This is a genomic window from Motilimonas sp. 1_MG-2023 (assembly GCF_030547455.1).
Taxonomy (GTDB): domain Bacteria; phylum Pseudomonadota; class Gammaproteobacteria; order Enterobacterales; family CBDFNC01; genus Motilimonas.
The window spans coordinates 1-15,531 of sequence record NZ_JAUOPX010000054.1; the positions used below are offsets into that span (position 1 = coordinate 1).

General features: G+C 43.7%; 15 protein-coding genes. 5 read left to right on the forward strand and 10 right to left on the reverse strand.

Translation table 11 applies throughout. The features are described from left to right. Positions 1-116 precede the first annotated feature (116 nt). Complete coding sequence (locus Q4519_RS19410; RefSeq protein ID WP_303515181.1) at positions 117-1,214, reverse strand: efflux RND transporter periplasmic adaptor subunit; 1,098 nt, start codon at positions 1,212-1,214, stop codon at positions 117-119. 129 nt (positions 1,215-1,343) lie between these two features. Between Q4519_RS19410 and Q4519_RS19415 the strand changes: the two genes are divergently transcribed. Continuing rightward, entirely contained in the window at positions 1,344-1,949 is a 606-nt protein-coding gene (locus Q4519_RS19415; RefSeq protein WP_303515184.1) for a TetR/AcrR family transcriptional regulator, read from the forward strand. Between the two features lie 251 nt (positions 1,950-2,200). Here Q4519_RS19415 and sthA read toward each other — a convergent pair whose 3' ends face one another. Next, positions 2,201-3,634 (reverse strand): Si-specific NAD(P)(+) transhydrogenase, encoded by a 1,434-nt coding sequence (gene sthA / locus Q4519_RS19420; protein WP_303515186.1) that lies wholly within the window; start codon positions 3,632-3,634, stop codon positions 2,201-2,203. A 641-nt stretch (positions 3,635-4,275) separates the two neighbouring features. On the opposite strand from sthA, the gene Q4519_RS19425 reads away from it, so the two are divergent. Together Q4519_RS19425 and Q4519_RS19430 are read left to right on the forward strand one after the other, a co-directional pair. Further along, the gene (locus Q4519_RS19425; protein ID WP_232801721.1) at positions 4,276-4,659 is read left to right on the forward strand and encodes a YijD family membrane protein; all 384 of its coding nucleotides are present in this window, start codon (positions 4,276-4,278) and stop codon (positions 4,657-4,659) included. A gap of 135 nt (positions 4,660-4,794) precedes the next feature. Beyond that, positions 4,795-5,163 carry a sirohydrochlorin chelatase gene (locus Q4519_RS19430; protein WP_303515189.1) on the forward strand — a complete coding sequence of 123 codons (369 nt, stop codon included), beginning with the start codon at positions 4,795-4,797 and terminating at the stop codon, positions 5,161-5,163. Positions 5,164-5,236: 73 nt separating this feature from the next. Here the strand turns inward: Q4519_RS19430 and Q4519_RS19435 are convergent, their stop codons facing one another. From Q4519_RS19435 to Q4519_RS19455, 5 genes are all read right to left on the reverse strand, one after another. Continuing rightward, positions 5,237-6,601, reverse strand: a complete 1,365-nt coding sequence (locus tag Q4519_RS19435) for a TrkH family potassium uptake protein (RefSeq protein WP_303515191.1) — start codon at positions 6,599-6,601, stop codon at positions 5,237-5,239. Position 6,602: 1 nt separating this feature from the next. After that, the gene (locus Q4519_RS19440; protein ID WP_303515194.1) at positions 6,603-7,256 is read right to left on the reverse strand and encodes a TrkA family potassium uptake protein; all 654 of its coding nucleotides are present in this window, start codon (positions 7,254-7,256) and stop codon (positions 6,603-6,605) included. 92 nt (positions 7,257-7,348) lie between these two features. Next, complete coding sequence (locus Q4519_RS19445; RefSeq protein WP_303515197.1) at positions 7,349-8,035, reverse strand: response regulator transcription factor; 687 nt, start codon at positions 8,033-8,035, stop codon at positions 7,349-7,351. 10 nt (positions 8,036-8,045) lie between these two features. Beyond that, entirely contained in the window at positions 8,046-9,062 is a 1,017-nt protein-coding gene (locus tag Q4519_RS19450) for a DUF4118 domain-containing protein (protein ID WP_303515200.1), read from the reverse strand. Positions 9,063-9,254: 192 nt separating this feature from the next. After that, positions 9,255-9,731 (reverse strand): GreA/GreB family elongation factor, encoded by a 477-nt coding sequence (locus tag Q4519_RS19455; RefSeq protein ID WP_303515203.1) that lies wholly within the window; start codon positions 9,729-9,731, stop codon positions 9,255-9,257. A 157-nt stretch (positions 9,732-9,888) separates the two neighbouring features. Between Q4519_RS19455 and Q4519_RS19460 the strand changes: the two genes are divergently transcribed. Both Q4519_RS19460 and Q4519_RS19465 read left to right on the forward strand, forming a co-directional pair. Next, a complete protein-coding gene (locus Q4519_RS19460) occupies positions 9,889-10,812 on the forward strand; it encodes a LysR family transcriptional regulator (RefSeq protein WP_303515206.1) in 924 nt (307 codons plus the stop codon). Positions 10,813-11,015: 203 nt separating this feature from the next. Continuing rightward, positions 11,016-11,696, forward strand: coding sequence for a hypothetical protein (locus tag Q4519_RS19465; protein ID WP_303515211.1), 681 nt, complete (start codon positions 11,016-11,018; stop codon positions 11,694-11,696). Positions 11,697-12,268: 572 nt separating this feature from the next. Here Q4519_RS19465 and tdh read toward each other — a convergent pair. From tdh to Q4519_RS19485, 3 genes are all read right to left on the reverse strand, one after another. Beyond that, positions 12,269-13,294, reverse strand: coding sequence for an L-threonine 3-dehydrogenase (gene tdh, locus Q4519_RS19475; protein WP_303515252.1), 1,026 nt, complete (start codon positions 13,292-13,294; stop codon positions 12,269-12,271). A 2-nt stretch (positions 13,295-13,296) separates the two neighbouring features. Continuing rightward, complete coding sequence (locus tag Q4519_RS19480) at positions 13,297-14,493, reverse strand: glycine C-acetyltransferase (RefSeq protein ID WP_232801730.1); 1,197 nt, start codon at positions 14,491-14,493, stop codon at positions 13,297-13,299. Positions 14,494-14,734: 241 nt separating this feature from the next. Beyond that, complete coding sequence (locus Q4519_RS19485) at positions 14,735-15,526, reverse strand: avidin/streptavidin family protein (protein WP_303515219.1); 792 nt, start codon at positions 15,524-15,526, stop codon at positions 14,735-14,737. Between the last annotated feature and the right edge of the window lie 5 nt (positions 15,527-15,531).

A 15,531-nucleotide genomic window follows, 5' to 3' on the forward strand; every position in this document is an offset into this window, starting at 1 on the left:
ACTAATATTATTTTGATCATCTTCGTAGCTCCAGTTGCTCCAGTCGCTGTCTTGTGTGGTGACTTGTTGCCCTGGCACTAACTTGTGTAAATTGAACTAACATTATTTTGATCATATTAGTGGCTCCAGTTGCTGTCTTGTGTGGTGACTTGTTGTCCTGGAACTAGCTTGTGTAAACCGCTTGTAATAATGCGCTCGCCATCTTTTACGGCGCCGTAAACATAGGCCGATCCTTGATTGGCATGAGCAATGCGCACATCACGGCGCTCAATCGTAAAGGTGTTATTTTTCCCTTCAACCAAAGCAAATACATTCCAAGTGCCTCGTAAACCATCGGTCAGTGCACTTAAAGGCAGCCAACACCCGGTCTGATCTTGTTGCTCTTTTAAGTTTAAATAGGCCAGTTGGCCGGGAATAAAGGTGTATTTAGGTGGGATGAGAAAGCGTAACTGCACGGTACGTGTAGCTGGCTCAACCGATGCGCCCTTGGTAATTAAGCTAATGGGGATGGTTTGCCCAGCGATAGTGGCGTTTACTTGTTGGTTAAGGCTTTTATCAAGCTTGCTAAGTAGTCGTACTGGTAAACCTATTTTTATCTCTTGTTCTGATAGTTGTAATAACTCAAACACGGGGCCGCCAGCACTAACAACTTGGCCCTGCGCGACTAAGCGCTGGCCTATTTGAGCAGCAAAGGGGGCGTGCAGTGTCGATTTGTCGATACGTGTTTGATTAGCAGCCAATGACGCATTAATCCGCGCTTTATTGGCGCGCAGTGACGCTTGTTTGGCTTTTAATTCATCGACGCTTTGTTCTGAGGTATAGCCTTTCTTTTGTAATGAATATAAACGGGCTAAGTTGGCTTTTACTAAAACTGTATCTGCTTCTGTTTGCGCCAATTGTGCAAATAGTTCGTTGCGCTCTATCTGCAGCAGTTCTGTATCAAGGGTGGCTAGAACGTCGCCCTTGTTCACTTTCTCACCAGTATTACTGAGTAGGTTGGCTATCTTGCCGGGGAGTTCAAAACCAATATTGGCATTTTGCTGCGCAAACACACTGCCAACAAATTGCCGTTCAATGATAAAGCTATCTTGCTGTTTAAGCTTGATACTTTCGGTATGATGTAACGAAGGCTCAGCCTGACTTGAAGAGCTAAAGCAGCCAAGTAAGCACAATAAGAGTAAGGTTGACTTGATTGTTGAAAAATATTGGCCCATTTTGCATTCCATGATTATTCTGGACTTGTGGGTCTAGTTTAATTTTAATTAGACCAATAAGTCCAGTTTAAAAAATGACCTTTTGGCCGTTTCACTGCAGAAGCGCTAATTCAATACAGTGTAGGTATGATGATTAAGAATAGAACAAAAAGTGAAGACAAGCGGCGCTTGATCTTGAAAGCGGCAGTGCGTTTATTTGTTGAACATGGCTTCACTCAGATCACCATGGCAAAGGTGGCTGAGCATGCAGGGGTATCAAAGCAAACAGTATATAGCCACTTTGGTAATAAAGAGGACTTGTTTGCCGCGGCTATTGAAAATAAGTGTCTCAGTTTAGGACTTGCTGACAGCCTACATTTAGAAGGAGAGCTAAAAACTTGTTTAACGCTGTTCGCTTTGCGCTTTGGCAGTTTTATCATTGAAGATGAAACCCTTAAAACCCACAAGTTATGTGCATTTGAAGCGAATCACTTACCGCAGTTGGCTGAGATTTTCTTCCGTCTTGGGCCCGATGTTGTGATCAGTGAGCTAAGCCGCTACTTTGCTTATAAAACGGAGCAAGGTAAATTAAACACTCCAGAGCCTCGCTGGGCTGCCAGCCAGTTTTTAGGTATGGTGATGGGCGAGGCAAGATTACGTGCCGAATTAAATCAAATGGATGAAAAAACGCTAGTGGAGCGAGAGCAATATTTATTGAATAGCGTGGATATGTTTCTTAAAGCTTATCAAGCGTAAAGCTTGGTGTTTTCGCACAATAAATTCCGCTCCTTGTATGTTGAACTTGTTGATTCGTGTTTTTTGTAGGGCCTGAGCTTGCTCAGGGTATTTGTGATATTCGCAGAGCAAGCTCTGCTCCTACATGAGGGTCTCAAGCTTTTGTAGGAGCAGAATTTATTCTGCGATATAAAGGGCTGGTTTTTTTAGGTGGTATGTTGCTACTCACACCTATCGCCGCATTAATGCGGATCCTGCAATACCACCCAATTTTAAAACAAACGGTTAAGGCCGTTTAATGCCGCAACACGATAAGCTTCTGCCATGGTTGGATAGTTAAATGTGGTGTGTACAAAATACTCGATGTTATTACCGCCGTTTTTTTGCTCCATAATAGCTTGGCCGATATGAATAATCTCAGAAGCGCGTTCACCAAAACAATGAATGCCTAAAATTTCTTTGGTTTCACGATGGAACAAAATTTTCAAACTGCCAACATCAGAGCCTAAAATTTGCGAACGAGCCAAATGTTTAAACTGCGCTCGACCCACTTCATAGGGCACTTTCAGTGCGGTTAGCTCTTGCTCGGTTTTACCCACAGAGCTGATTTCTGGAATGGTGTAAATGCCGGTTGGAATATCTAATATCAGTTTCTTGCGGCTATCTTTACCACTGACGATTGAGCCTGCTGCAATACGGCCTTGATCATAGGCTGCGCTAGCTAAACTGGGGTAACCAATCACATCGCCTACAGCATAGATATTTTCGACGTCTGTTTGATAGTTATCGTTCACTTTTAGCTGGCCGCGGCCATCAGGCGTTAGGCCAATAGCGGCTAAATTCAACTTATCGGTATTACCGGTACGGCCGTTGGCAAAAAGTAAACAATTTGCTCTCATCTTTTTGCCTGACTGCATGTGCATAATCACGCCATCGGGGGTTGTTTCTACGCTCTTATACTGCTCGTCATGGCGAATGATGATGCCAGAATTTCTAAAGTGATAAGATAACGAATCCGACATTTCAGCATCTAAGAAGGAAAGTAAGCGCTCACGGTTGTTGATTAAATCTGTTTTAACATCAAGTCCTCTAAAGATAGAGGCATACTCAGAGCCGATAACCCCTGCGCCATAAATAATGATACTAGAAGGGTGGTAATCAAGGGATAAAATGGTGTCACTGTCATAAACATGGGGATGAGAAAAATCGATATCAGCCGGGCGGTAAGGGCGTGAGCCTGTCGCAATAATGATATTGTCAGCGCTCAAATAATCCAGTGAGCCATCGTTTTTGCGAATTTGTAAGGTGTGATTATCGACAAATGAGGCTTCACCAAAAAATAAATCGCATTCATTGCGATCGTAAAAGCCTTTGCGCAAGTTTACTTGCTTGCGAATAACCGACTGGGCATGACTTAATATTTCAGCGAAAGTCAGTTGTTTACGCGCTTGGTCTTCGCCAAACAATGGGTTGCTATTAAACTCAATTAAGCGGCTAACGGAATGGCGTAGGGCTTTAGAAGGAATGGTACCCCAATGGGTACAGCCGCCGCCTACCGAATGAGCTTTTTCAATAATGGCTACTTTCTTGCCGCGCTTGGCCAGCTTCATTGCTGCGCCTTCACCGCCAGGTCCGGTTCCGATAACAATGGCATCATAATGCGCCGCAATTTTAAACGGGGTGGCTGTATTCGGTTTTTTACTCACGGGTATTCCTTTTTTATTTTTATCGAGCGCAGTGGGCGGATCTAATCTTATTTATTTACTTGGCCAACCAAATATACGAGGTTAAAACACTTAACCTCCGTCTGTAATAAGTTAAACACTCGCTAGCCTGTGCAAAATAACAAATTTTGGCCTGTATTGCCCAATGTTGTCGTTATTTTGAGATCAGTTTAACAAGCTGTTAAGTTGAAGTTACATACTCTATACCCAAGCAACTTCAAGATGCTTGTTCAGCGAGAGTTTGTTGGCTGTTAGGCAAGGCGCTGATTTGAAAACATAGTTATTCTACGTTGAAAATCAGTAATAAAACATGACAGCCTACAAGACTCGCCCTTCGGGAGTCGCTCATTGCGTTCATTCTTGTTGAAAAACCTCAAAAGGGGGGTTCCATTACCTCGACTTTTCGCCTTAAATTGAATGTAATGAGCGGCTCTTAATCCTGCATTTCGAGGTCGTTTGGGTATAAAAGCCATGGTACTAAAACGGCGATTGTCATATTATGGCTGGTGCCAATTTAATGCGAATCTCAGAGGAAAGTTGTGCCATATGGGGTTATTCTCAATAGTACTGCCTTGGTTCGCCTTTGCTTAAATTAATGTGCCATTACTTCAGGATATTGCCTTATGACTAACAACATTGAACGTAAGCCTTTGCTACTTGCTTTTTTAACAGGGTTATGTGGTAACGCAACGTTAGCTGCGTTAACGTCAGCCCATGTTTCTTTTTCCATCTTTCCAATAATCGCCTTTGCTTTTGCACTGTCGGCGTTGTGGCAAGCTTATGTCGCAGGTCCGATGGAAGGAGACACGCCACGTTGTGCTTTAGCGATGTTTTTTGTTGGCGCGCTTGGTTACTCATCATTTTTACGTGCCGAGTTCCCCGATATTGGCCAAAACATTATTCAAATATTCCTGTGCTTGGGCTTAGTGTTTTATGTCGCAATTAAGTTAGGGTTAGGAAAAAGAAATTCATCTGAGCCAGCTGCTGAGGTGGTTAGCGAAAGTTAAATACTTTGCTCCCTTGAAAGCTCCTGCGGGAGCTTTTCTGCAAAAACATCTCAAATATAGCCTCTTCTGCCGATCTAAACGTTTGCATACAACGTACGAAATACACTTATTAACTTAGATAATTGGACACATAAAATGAAAGCCCTTGTTGTGATAGCCCATGGCAGTCGAAACCCGTTAGCTAATGAAGAGCTACAAAAAATGGTGCTGCAATTAAGTCAACAACCCGAGAATAATCAGTTTGATTTTTTTAAGGCGGGTTACTTAGAACTGGCAAGCCCATCGATCAACGAGTGCTTAGATGAGTTGCTTGAAAAAGGGGTGACCGAGTTTGTTATCTTCCCCTACTTCTTAAACTCAGGTGTTCACGTGCTTAAAGATATTCCAAAGGTGGTGACTCATTATCAAACCACTTACCCAGACCATCAATTTTCGCTGCTTACTCACTTTGGTGCAGCGCCGGGCATTTTAGGTTTAGTCACTCAGCTGGTAGCGCAAGGGTAAGGGCATATATTTGTTATATGCGCAAGCAATTCTAGCGGCTAATACTACTAGAAGTTGCTTGGGCATGATTAAATTAACCAATCGCAAGTTTAACATTCGCAAAACGTATCTTTTGAGTTCTTGGGCTAGCAAGAAAGTAGGCTAAAGTGAGCGGGCCCAGTCTTCCCATGAACATCAAGAAAATAATAATAAATTCGCCTAATTCAGATAGTTCTCCCGTTAGCCCGCGCGACAACCCAACAGTACCTAATGCCGACACCGCCTCAAATACTATGTCTAACATTGGTGCATCTTCGCTCAGCAACAGCGCAAATGTGGCAACCCAAGTAACGCCAATGGAAATGACCGTCAATGCTAAAGCCTTGCTGATGGTTTCTTTAGCTATCTCTCTTTTATAGACATAACATGCCTCGTTACGACGTAGGTAGCTGTAAGTGGATAGAATAAGTACCATAAAGGTAACAACCTTAATACCGCTAGCTGTGCTTAGTGAGCCGCCACCAATAAACATTAAGAGTAATATAATAGTGCTAGTGGCATCTTCGAGTTGGTCGATAGCCAATGTATTAAACCCTGCTGTTCGTGGTGTCACGGCTTGAAACCAAGAGGCTAGCCATTTACCTGATTCGCTTAAAGGGGCCAAGGTATTGGGATTGTCGTACTCTATTAAATAGATAGCGATCAGTGCTGCGCTATTGATTAAAATTGTCCCAGAGATCATCATTCGGCTATAAACAGTTAAACTTGACCAGCGTCTATTAAGACGTAAGTCGATCCAAACGGAAAAACCCAAGCCACCAATAATAAACAAAAAAGTAATGGTTAAGTTGACCACAGGATCGCTCACATAGGGCATCAAGCTGTCTGCACTTAATGCAAACCCCGCATTATTGAATGCACTAATGGTGTAAAAAAAACCATGGAATAGGCTAGTTTTCCAGCCTAACTCGTCGCTCCAGTAAATGGATAAGATAGCTATTCCTATCAACTCAACAATCAGCGCAAAGGCCATCACAGATTTAGCCGTTTCAACCAAGGTTCGGCTGTCGGTTTGGTTAAATGCTTCTTGAGCAACGGTACGTTGCATGTATCCTATTTTTCCGCCCAGTGCGAGCAAAGTCACAATAGCGAATGTCATTAAACCTAGGCCACCAAACTGGATTAATAAGGCAATAATAATTTGGCCAAACCAAGTAAATACAGTGCCAGTATCAACCACCATTAAGCCTGTGACGGTAACCGCTGAGGTAGCTGTAAACAGGCTTTGTACCCAAGATATCGGTTGGTGCGTAGCAAACGGTAACTTGAGTAAACAAGTACCTAGTAAAATCAGCAGTGCGAAGCTGGCGCATAAAATAAAGGGAGGCGCGCCTAGCAGCTTTTTTCTAACGATAGGCTGACGTTCAAGTGGATTAATAGAAGGATCCCATAACACCATGCTACACCAACCTTGGCGCGATATATTTTAGTTCTTCACGGGTTCCGCATAGGAGTAAAATGTCATTCTCATGCAGCATAAATGAGTCGGAAATTTGCGAGATAAGTTGTTGCTCTCGTTTCACTAATAGCGTTTTGATGGTGCCATGTTTGTTTCCTAAGACATGTGAAAGAGGACGATTTTGAAGTGACTCTTTAACATGAATTTCAACTACATAAGTGTCGTGTCCGATAGCAAGGTAGTTGTTAACCATAGGGTAGTTAAGTGATTGGGCCACCCGCATGCCCATTTCTTCTTCAGGATGGATAATCCTAGAGACACCGAGCTTAGATACTATAGTGTGGTGGGCTCGTGTGTTCGCTTTTACCCATATCTCTTTTTGGCCGAGATTTTTTAACGCGAGGGTGCAAAGCAAGCTAGATTGCATATCTTGTCCTATTGCCACAAGAATCGCCTCACTGCTATCGAGATCTAATTCACGCAATGCGCTCTCATCGGTAGCATCACAGATCACGGCTTGTGTTAAGTTTTTGACGTACTTCTCTACCATTTTTGCATCTTGATCTACACCTGTTACAGTGTGACCCAAATGAATTAACTCTAAGCAAGCGGAAATACCAAACCGCCCTAGACCTATGATGGTAAAATGTGCCATACCTTTATTTTCCTTTTCTTTGTCTATTGGAAGAGTGCGAAATTTTGCTGATGATGCACCTTTGTCATGACTTATAATCAAGGTTAACCCCATTAAGGTTGGGGCGTTAACCGATAACCGAGGCCTGATTCGGTTTTGATTAGGTCTTGTTTATCTGCACTATCATTGAGTTTTTTACGTAATTGACTGACAAGAATACGCAGATAATGTGTATTGTGCTGGTGAGTTTCACCCCAGATATGAGAGAGTAATTCAGCTCTTTTGATTAGTTTTCCGGGTTGGGCCATTAGCTTAGCGACAAAAGCGAATTCTTTCTTGGTGAGGAAAACATTTTGTTCATTGAGCCATACTTGATTAGTACTTTTTTGTAACTTTAGTGGGCCGCAAACTAGGATATCTTCCACTTCAGACGTAGCCACTAAATCACGCAGTAGGACTTTTATCCTTACCATTAATTCTTTGATACCAAATGGTTTACTTAAATAGTCATTGGCACCAGCTTCCAGTAAACGGATCTTTTCTTCTTCTTGATCGCGAGCCGTTAAAATTAATATAGGGGTTTTACTCATTTCACGTATTTGATGCAGTAACTGAATACCATCACCGTCTGGTAAGCCCAAATCCAGTATCACTAAATGGGGTGGATCTTGGTGGTAAGTCGCTAGTGCTGACGCGACTGATGTCGCACCGACATATTGAAACCCTTCTGCATTCAACGAAATACGAATAAAAGTATGAATTTGAGTTTCATCATCTACGAGCAAAATTTTGTAGGCCATATTAACCCTCTTAGTGAACCGGTAAGCAAATGCGGATCATGCAACCATGATCAATGGTCACTGCTTCGATCTTGCCTAAATGCAACATCACCATGCCTTTTGCTACCGTTAATCCAAGGCCTGTGCCGCAATTATGATACTGCTGTGATGAGTCGCTATAGAATAGCTCGAAAATTTGTTGCTTTTGCTGCTCAGTGATACCTGGACCTTTATCGCACACCTCTAATACAACCTCACCATCTGAAGCGTAGACTTTGAGATTAACGATTTCATCCGCAGGGGAGTAGCGCAGGGCGTTGTCTATTACATTAAAAATGGCTTGTTCGATTAATGAGTGACAGATAAATAGTTTCGGTAGTGATGGTTCGCTGATGAGGTGTAAGCGATGTTGTGATTCAGGAAAGCGAGTCATTGTGTGCTGAATGAGATTTAAAATTGATTCTTCGGTTTTATGTAGTTTAACCGCACCGTGTTGCAATTTAGTCGCATGGAGCAAGTTTTCAATATATTGGTGTAAGCGGTGGCTTTCAAATGTGGCGCTAGTTAATAACTCTGTCTTTTCTGTTTCAGTAAGTTTGCCCATATATTCTTTTAACGTGGTCAAAGTACCAATAATAGTGGCTAATGGTGTGCGTAAATCATGGGAGACAGACATTAAAATGCTATTTCTGAGCTGAGCTTGCTTCAGCTCATTTTGCTGACGTCGATAATGTTCGGCTAACTGGCTGGTGGTTAATGCGACAATCAAAAATACTAATAGATTGAATATTTCATCTAAGTTAGTCATTTTCAAGGAAAAACGCGGCGCAGTAAATAAGAAGTTGAAACTCACCGCAGTGAATACCGCGCAAAGATAAGCAAATTTGTTGTTACACTGCAGCGCAACAACTACGACGGCGAGCTGTAAAATAAGTAGCACCGCCGCAGTTGAATACAAAAAAAATTGGATAGCTAAGCTGCTAGTTAACGCAATTACTAGTATTGCTATCGTGAATATAAAGGGGCTGGAAAACCTTTGCATGAGCATAATATAAGCGTATAAGAAAGAACAACTTGTTGGTACTTTAGCAAATGCCAATCAGTTGTTCGCGTAAAAAAAGCGTAAAAATATGAGGCTAACCCCCAGTCAGCAGCCTATCATTCTTGGCATTCACTGCTTAGGATTTAGCTAACCTAGACCGCTTTAGGTTATACTTTCTAAAAAATGCCGATGAAAATACTAACTTAGTGCGAGCACTTCATAAACAATCGGTTTCCCCCCTAAGGTTAAGCTAACCTCATCACCCACTTGTCGTTGGTTTAGCTCTTTACCAATGGGTGATGAGGGCGTGATCACAACTACCTCTTGCCCATTTAGTGTTACTTTTAAGCCCCCTGCAGATGGCCCCATAAACAAAGTCTTTTGGTTTCCTTGTTCATCAATGATTGAAACTAGTGCGCCAACGGTGACCTTGGTGCAGTTAATCGCGCTATCCAACTGCTTAAAGTTTTGTACGTCAGCGGCACATTGCGCTACACGAACTGATTGACCTTGTGCCAAATAAGCGGCTTCTAGGGCTAAGGTGTCATATTTATTCTCGGCAATATTTTCATCGTCAGTGGCCGTATCGTGAGCGCGCTTAGCCGCGGCCATTGCAGTTTGATGGCTAGTTTCTAGAGAAATGAGTATTGCTGTTAATAGCTGAGCTTTGTTCATTATTTGTAGGACGTCGTTGAAGTGGGGTAAATACTAGAGAGCGTCAGGATGATTGTAAAGCTGATAGCGTCTTTTAAGATTTAGCCCAATTGACAAACCCGACGCGCTTTTGCGACAGTAGGCCATATCGCCCATCGGCACAATTTTACTGGTTATTATGCTCAATCAGAAACTTATCACCCTGCTACCTGATCTTGCCACTTATATTGTAGTTGTGAACGAAGGCAGCTTTACGGCTGCAGCGAAAACCTTGGCGGTGACACCATCGGCACTCAGCAAACTGATCACTCGTCTTGAAGCTGCGCTGTCGGTGAAATTGTTTGAACGTACCACGCGTAAGTTGCTCATTACGCAAGCCGGTACACGCGTATACGAACAAAGTTTGGTGATGGTAAATGCGGCGCAACAAGCCATCGAGCTTTCCATGTCGGATCACACCGAAGCCGCTGGCTCATTAACAGTTGCTGCGCCAGAGGCGTTTTTAAATTCAGTGTTACAACCTTTAGTGGTGCCATTTTTAACTCGCTACCCAAATATTCAGTTAAAACTGCGCGCGGCAGATGGGGCAATTGATCTGTTTAAGCACAATATTGATGTCGCTTTTCGGCTCACTGACAAGCCCGATGAAAACTTAGTATTACGCGAGATTTGTAAAACTAATCTGGTCTTGTGTGCTAGTCCTGACTACCTTGCTCGTTGTGATACGCCAACGCATCCCACCCACCTAAGTGAGCATGATTGCCTCTATTTAGCCGAAACCGAGCGCGACAACATCTGGGACTTTCTTAAAGATGATGAGTTCCACACCGTGGCGGTAACAGGGCGCTATGCGGTGAACCATTCGCAAATGCGCTTAACTGGGGTGAAAGAAGGCTTGGGCATTGGCATCTTTCATGACTTTGTGATCCAAGATGCGCTGGCTAAAGGTGAAGTGGCACAAGTGCTCAACGATTGGACCATCAAAAGTAATTACCACGGCGCAGTTGCGATGCAATACCCGCAAACCAAATACATGCCAGCGCGGCTGCGGGTGTTTATTGATTACGTGGCGGCTAACTTAACCGCCAAGTTGAATCGTTAGATTTATATGGCACTAAATACTCGGTGTTGAATGACAGCAAGCAACTGTTCGCTTCTAAGTATATACCCAATCAACCTGGAGATGCTTGAAACATACATCTTCAAGTTGATTGGGTATATGCTTGAACTACCTAGTGAAGAAGAGCTTCGCCTGCAGGTAGAGAAAGAGCCTCAACAACTGATTGCCAATAAGGAACTCAATAAATGCTCGTTTTTAACTGCACCAAAGCAGCGGCAGAATTTTTTACAGTGACCCGCCAAGGCAAGAAAGTCTCAAGCCTTGAGACTGCACCACATAAGACCATTGCCGAGTCAATTGAACAAGTTGTTTTCCCTGAAGGTGTGGATGCCAATAAAAAGGGTGGTTTTCAGTGGCACTGGGTACTTCATTGCGTATCCATCAAGCGAAAAAAGTACCTAATGGCAATGGACTATAAAACTCGTGCTTGTATTGCTGTGCTTGCTGGTAAAAAAGGCGATATCTATCAGTTTCTTAATGCTTTTGACCCAATGCTAAAAGCTTATTTTCACAGTCTAGCCCATGAACACGGTGTCGACACTGGGGAGATTGAGAGTTGTATTGCTCATTACGATAGAGAAGTGAATGACTGTGCGTTCCATCCAAGAGGTGACCGCAGTGTGCAAGCACATATTAATGATGTGTACTGGCATCTTGAACGCCATTGCTATGAAGATGGCATGTTACTTGAAGATCTCGACTTACTAGGTTTTAACATATTCGCAAGTCAGTTCTCTCGAAATAGTAAATACAAAAAAGGCTTCTTTACCCCTAATGAAGAGTTTGTGCGTGAATGGCGAGAGTGGCCACTTAGAGAGACACCAATGGATATGAGTAATGTCGTTGTGTTAAGCCAGTACCGCTAAATTTTGCACTAAGAATAGAGAAGAGTAACAATCATGAGTCATCGTTTACCTAGGGTCTGTTGATCTTTCGTGATTGTTTTTGCAGCGAATTGTTGGGTATTTATACAAAACATTCGTTGTGGCCAGCACCTTTGTGGCATAGTGAACTACGCGAAAAGGCGCTAACGCAGTAGAAATGCCCAACAAACGCTGTCCTACGGATTCGGCTAAAAGCGTTTTGCCCATCGTTGAGCAGTATTTACTTAGAATGCTAAGCTACACACTGCTCGTCTTGCTCAAAACGCTTTTAGACAAGGTGTCCCCTCTCGAACAAAAATTAACCAGCAAAGATCAACAGACCCTAACTTCCATGAAGAGCAAGGTGCTTAAATCTCCGTTCTAACGTTTGTAATGAATTGAATTTTGACGGTAAAAGACAGTGTTTAGCCCCAAAGAATTTTGAGGCTAATTAGCTTGCGTTTTGGGGCTAAACGGGGGGATTATGGCTATCTAGAATTGTATTTGCCATTATAGTGTTTTTTGAAAGCGCTCAGTTGGCTTTAAACTAAATGGCGGTTGAACTCTGACAACCGCTACTGCCAATCAAGGATAACCTTGCCCGAAGCCCCGCTGCGCATGGCGTCGAAACCTTGTTGGAACTCATCCACCTTGAAGTGATGGGTGATGATTGGGGTGAGATCTAAGCCTGATTGGATCAATGATGCCATCTTGTACCAAGTTTCAAACATTTCACGACCATAAATGCCCTTGATGACTAAGCCTTTAAAGATCACTTGGCTCCAATCAATGGCCATATCAGAGGGTGGAATACCCAGTAGCGCGACGCGACCGCCGTGGTTCATGGTTTTAAGCATGGAGCAAAACGCACTGGGCACGCCTGACATTTCAAGGCCAACGTCAAAGCCTTCTGTCATTCCTAGCTCACTCATTACCTGCTCGAGATTTTGTTCACTTACGTTTACTGCACGAGTTACGCCCATTTTTCGAGCCAGTTCAAGGCGATATTCATTCACATCGGTGATCACCACATGACGTGCGCCAACGTGTTTGGCCACGGCTGCGGCCATAATACCAATCGGGCCAGCGCCAGTGATCAATACATCTTCACCGACTAAATCAAATGACAGCGCAGTATGAACGGCGTTACCAAAAGGGTCGAAGATAGATGCTAAATCATCTGAAATACCATCAGGGATCTTAAAGGCGTTAAACGCTGGGATCACTAGGTACTCAGAAAAGGCACCAGTGCGGTTGACGCCCACGCCAACAGTATTACGACATAAATGAGTGCGACCACCGCGACAGTTACGGCAATGGCCACAAGTGATGTGACCTTCGCCCGATACGCGATCGCCTAATACAAAGCCGCGCACTTCTTGGCCTATGCCGACCACTTCGCCCACGTATTCGTGGCCAATCACCATAGGCACGGGAATGGTGTTTTGTGACCATTCATCCCACTTATAGATATGAATATCGGTGCCGCAAATGGCGGTTTTTCTTATCTTGATTAGCAAGTCGTTATGACCCAATTCAGGCATATCAACTTGTGTCATCCACACGCCTTGTTCGGGTTTTAATTTTGCCAGCGCTTTAATTTTCATTTGATTAACCCCATGTCTTGGCCCACTGCAATAAACGCATCAATGGCTTTATCTAGCTGTTCACGGCTATGGGCCGCTGACATCTGCGTGCGAATACGCGCTTGGCCTTTTGGCACGACAGGGAACGAGAATCCGATGACATAAATGCCTTTAGCCAAGGCGCGCTCAGCAAATTCAGCCGCCACTTTGGCATCACCAAGCATAATAGGAATAATTGCGTGATCGGCGCCGCCCATGGTGAAGCCAGCCGCTTCCATGCGCGCGCGAAAATGCGTCGAGTTAGCCCATAACTGGTCACGCAGAGCATCACTTTCTGCTAGTAAATCAAGTACTCGGATTGACGCGGCAACAATGGCGGGTGCCACTGAATTTGAGAACAAATAAGGACGCGAGCGTTGACGTAACCAGTCAATCACCTCTTTTTTACCTGCGGTATAACCACCTGAGGCGCCGCCCATGGCTTTGCCTAAAGTGCCGGTAATGATGTCGATACGGTCAATCACGTTGTGGTATTCATGAGTGCCACGACCATTTTTGCCCATAAAGCCCACCGCGTGTGAGTCATCCACCATCACCAAGGCGTCATATTTATCGGCTAAATCACAAATTGCGGGTAAGTTAGCCACCACGCCATCCATCGAGAATACGCCATCGGTAACAATCAATTTAGTGCGGGCGCCGGCGGCATCGGCAGCAATCAATTGTGCTTCTAGCTCTTGCATATTGTTATTGGCATAGCGGTAGCGCATCGCTTTACACAAACGTACACCGTCAATGATCGAGGCGTGGTTAAGGGCGTCGGAGATGATGGCGTCTTCTTGGCCTAAAATCGTTTCAAACAAACCGGTGTTAGCATCAAAGCATGAGGTATATAAAATGGTGTCTTCTTTACCCAAAAAGGCTGATAGCTTTTGCTCAAGGGTTTTGTGAATGTCTTGGGTGCCGCAAATAAAACGCACCGACGCCATGCCAAAACCATGACTAGCCATGCCTTCCTGACCGGCTTCAATCAGGGCAGGGTGGTTGGCAAGGCCTAGGTAGTTATTGGCACAAAAATTTAATACTTGCTCGCCGCTGGCAATAGCAATTGCCGCTTGTTGCTGCGAGGTGATCACCCGCTCAGATTTATAAAGACCTTCGCTTTTCAACTCTGCTAATTGCTGTTGGACTTGCTGATAAAATGCCGCAGACATAACCGATTCCTTATCGCCTCAGCGTTGCCAAAAATGGCAAGGGGAGGCTGGCTTGATGAAACCCTAGTAACGATTCAAATAGGCGTTACTAACATGATAAAGATAGTGTAATTCAAGCCATAGCATCGGATTATCCCCTAAAAGGGAAAAGCATTTGTGAATCTCAGGCATAAATTAAAGAGTAACACCTAAGTCACTCCTACTTAGGGTTGCAAGATAATATGTTGGCAAAGACTCACATTCATTTTCTTGTGAGGTTGATGCTTACCAAGTTTGTTTGCATAAAGCTGTTTTCTGGTGCTGTGGGTTGGGACGCCCAAGAGTAGATTATTAGTGCATCGCTTCCTGCTTCAAGTTGCCCTGAAAGAGATAATGTTTGACTCGTTTTGTGATTGTAGCCTGCCAATGAAAAGCTTTGTGCTTCGGAGCCATTTGCATCAATATCAGTAAAACCAAGAAGCTCAATTTCGTTACCTGATATGGTTAAGATTGCTTTTGTTAGCCCTGATAAGGCATTTGCAGGAAGAATTTTAATGCTGGTTTGCATCGGGGTATTAGCCCAGGTCCCAGTTAAGCGTGTAGGCAAAGTGGGTGTATCTTTACCGCTAGTTTGATGGCTTAAAAAGTGTTTATTGATGGCTTCTTTATGAGGTTGGCTCAACTCTTTTGACCGAGTAAACTCCAATTCGTCGATATAGTTACTTTTTTGGTAAGTCTCAAAGGGAAGTGACACGACGATTGAATTGGTTAACACCATGCTGCCATTAATTTGGAGCTGGCCACACATTGAGCCAGACCAGTGCCAGCTAGGATCGGCTTCTCCTGGCAAAATATTTCTCCAGTAAATTGAGAACGCGACACTTTGTCCCAATTGGTCTGATGGGCTATTGTTTGAGCAATTTCCGACAAGTAAATATTCACCAGTTGAGCCTGTATGTGATGAATAGATCCCAATTATGCGTTCATCTTGAGCATAAAGGGACATTGTTGAACCAAATTTGTTGCCCCATGTTCCGGTTAGCGATTGCTGCATATACT

Excerpts from the sequence above, each read along its gene's own strand:
- Q4519_RS19410 (WP_303515181.1), bottom strand. The coding sequence starts at position 1,214 with ATGGGCCAATATTTTTCAACAATCAAGTCAACCTTACTCTTATTGTGC.
- Q4519_RS19415 (WP_303515184.1), top strand. The coding sequence starts at position 1,344 with ATGATTAAGAATAGAACAAAAAGTGAAGACAAGCGGCGCTTGATCTTG.
- Q4519_RS19425 (WP_232801721.1), top strand. The coding sequence starts at position 4,276 with ATGACTAACAACATTGAACGTAAGCCTTTGCTACTTGCTTTTTTAACA.
- Q4519_RS19430 (WP_303515189.1), top strand. The coding sequence starts at position 4,795 with ATGAAAGCCCTTGTTGTGATAGCCCATGGCAGTCGAAACCCGTTAGCT.
- Q4519_RS19435 (WP_303515191.1), bottom strand. The coding sequence starts at position 6,601 with ATGGTGTTATGGGATCCTTCTATTAATCCACTTGAACGTCAGCCTATC.
- Q4519_RS19440 (WP_303515194.1), bottom strand. The coding sequence starts at position 7,256 with ATGGCACATTTTACCATCATAGGTCTAGGGCGGTTTGGTATTTCCGCT.
- Q4519_RS19445 (WP_303515197.1), bottom strand. The coding sequence starts at position 8,035 with ATGGCCTACAAAATTTTGCTCGTAGATGATGAAACTCAAATTCATACT.
- Q4519_RS19450 (WP_303515200.1), bottom strand. The coding sequence starts at position 9,062 with ATGCTCATGCAAAGGTTTTCCAGCCCCTTTATATTCACGATAGCAATA.
- Q4519_RS19455 (WP_303515203.1), bottom strand. The coding sequence starts at position 9,731 with ATGAACAAAGCTCAGCTATTAACAGCAATACTCATTTCTCTAGAAACT.
- Q4519_RS19460 (WP_303515206.1), top strand. The coding sequence starts at position 9,889 with ATGCTCAATCAGAAACTTATCACCCTGCTACCTGATCTTGCCACTTAT.
- Q4519_RS19465 (WP_303515211.1), top strand. The coding sequence starts at position 11,016 with ATGCTCGTTTTTAACTGCACCAAAGCAGCGGCAGAATTTTTTACAGTG.
- Q4519_RS19480 (WP_232801730.1), bottom strand. The coding sequence starts at position 14,493 with ATGTCTGCGGCATTTTATCAGCAAGTCCAACAGCAATTAGCAGAGTTG.
- Q4519_RS19485 (WP_303515219.1), bottom strand. The coding sequence starts at position 15,526 with ATGCAGCAATCGCTAACCGGAACATGGGGCAACAAATTTGGTTCAACA.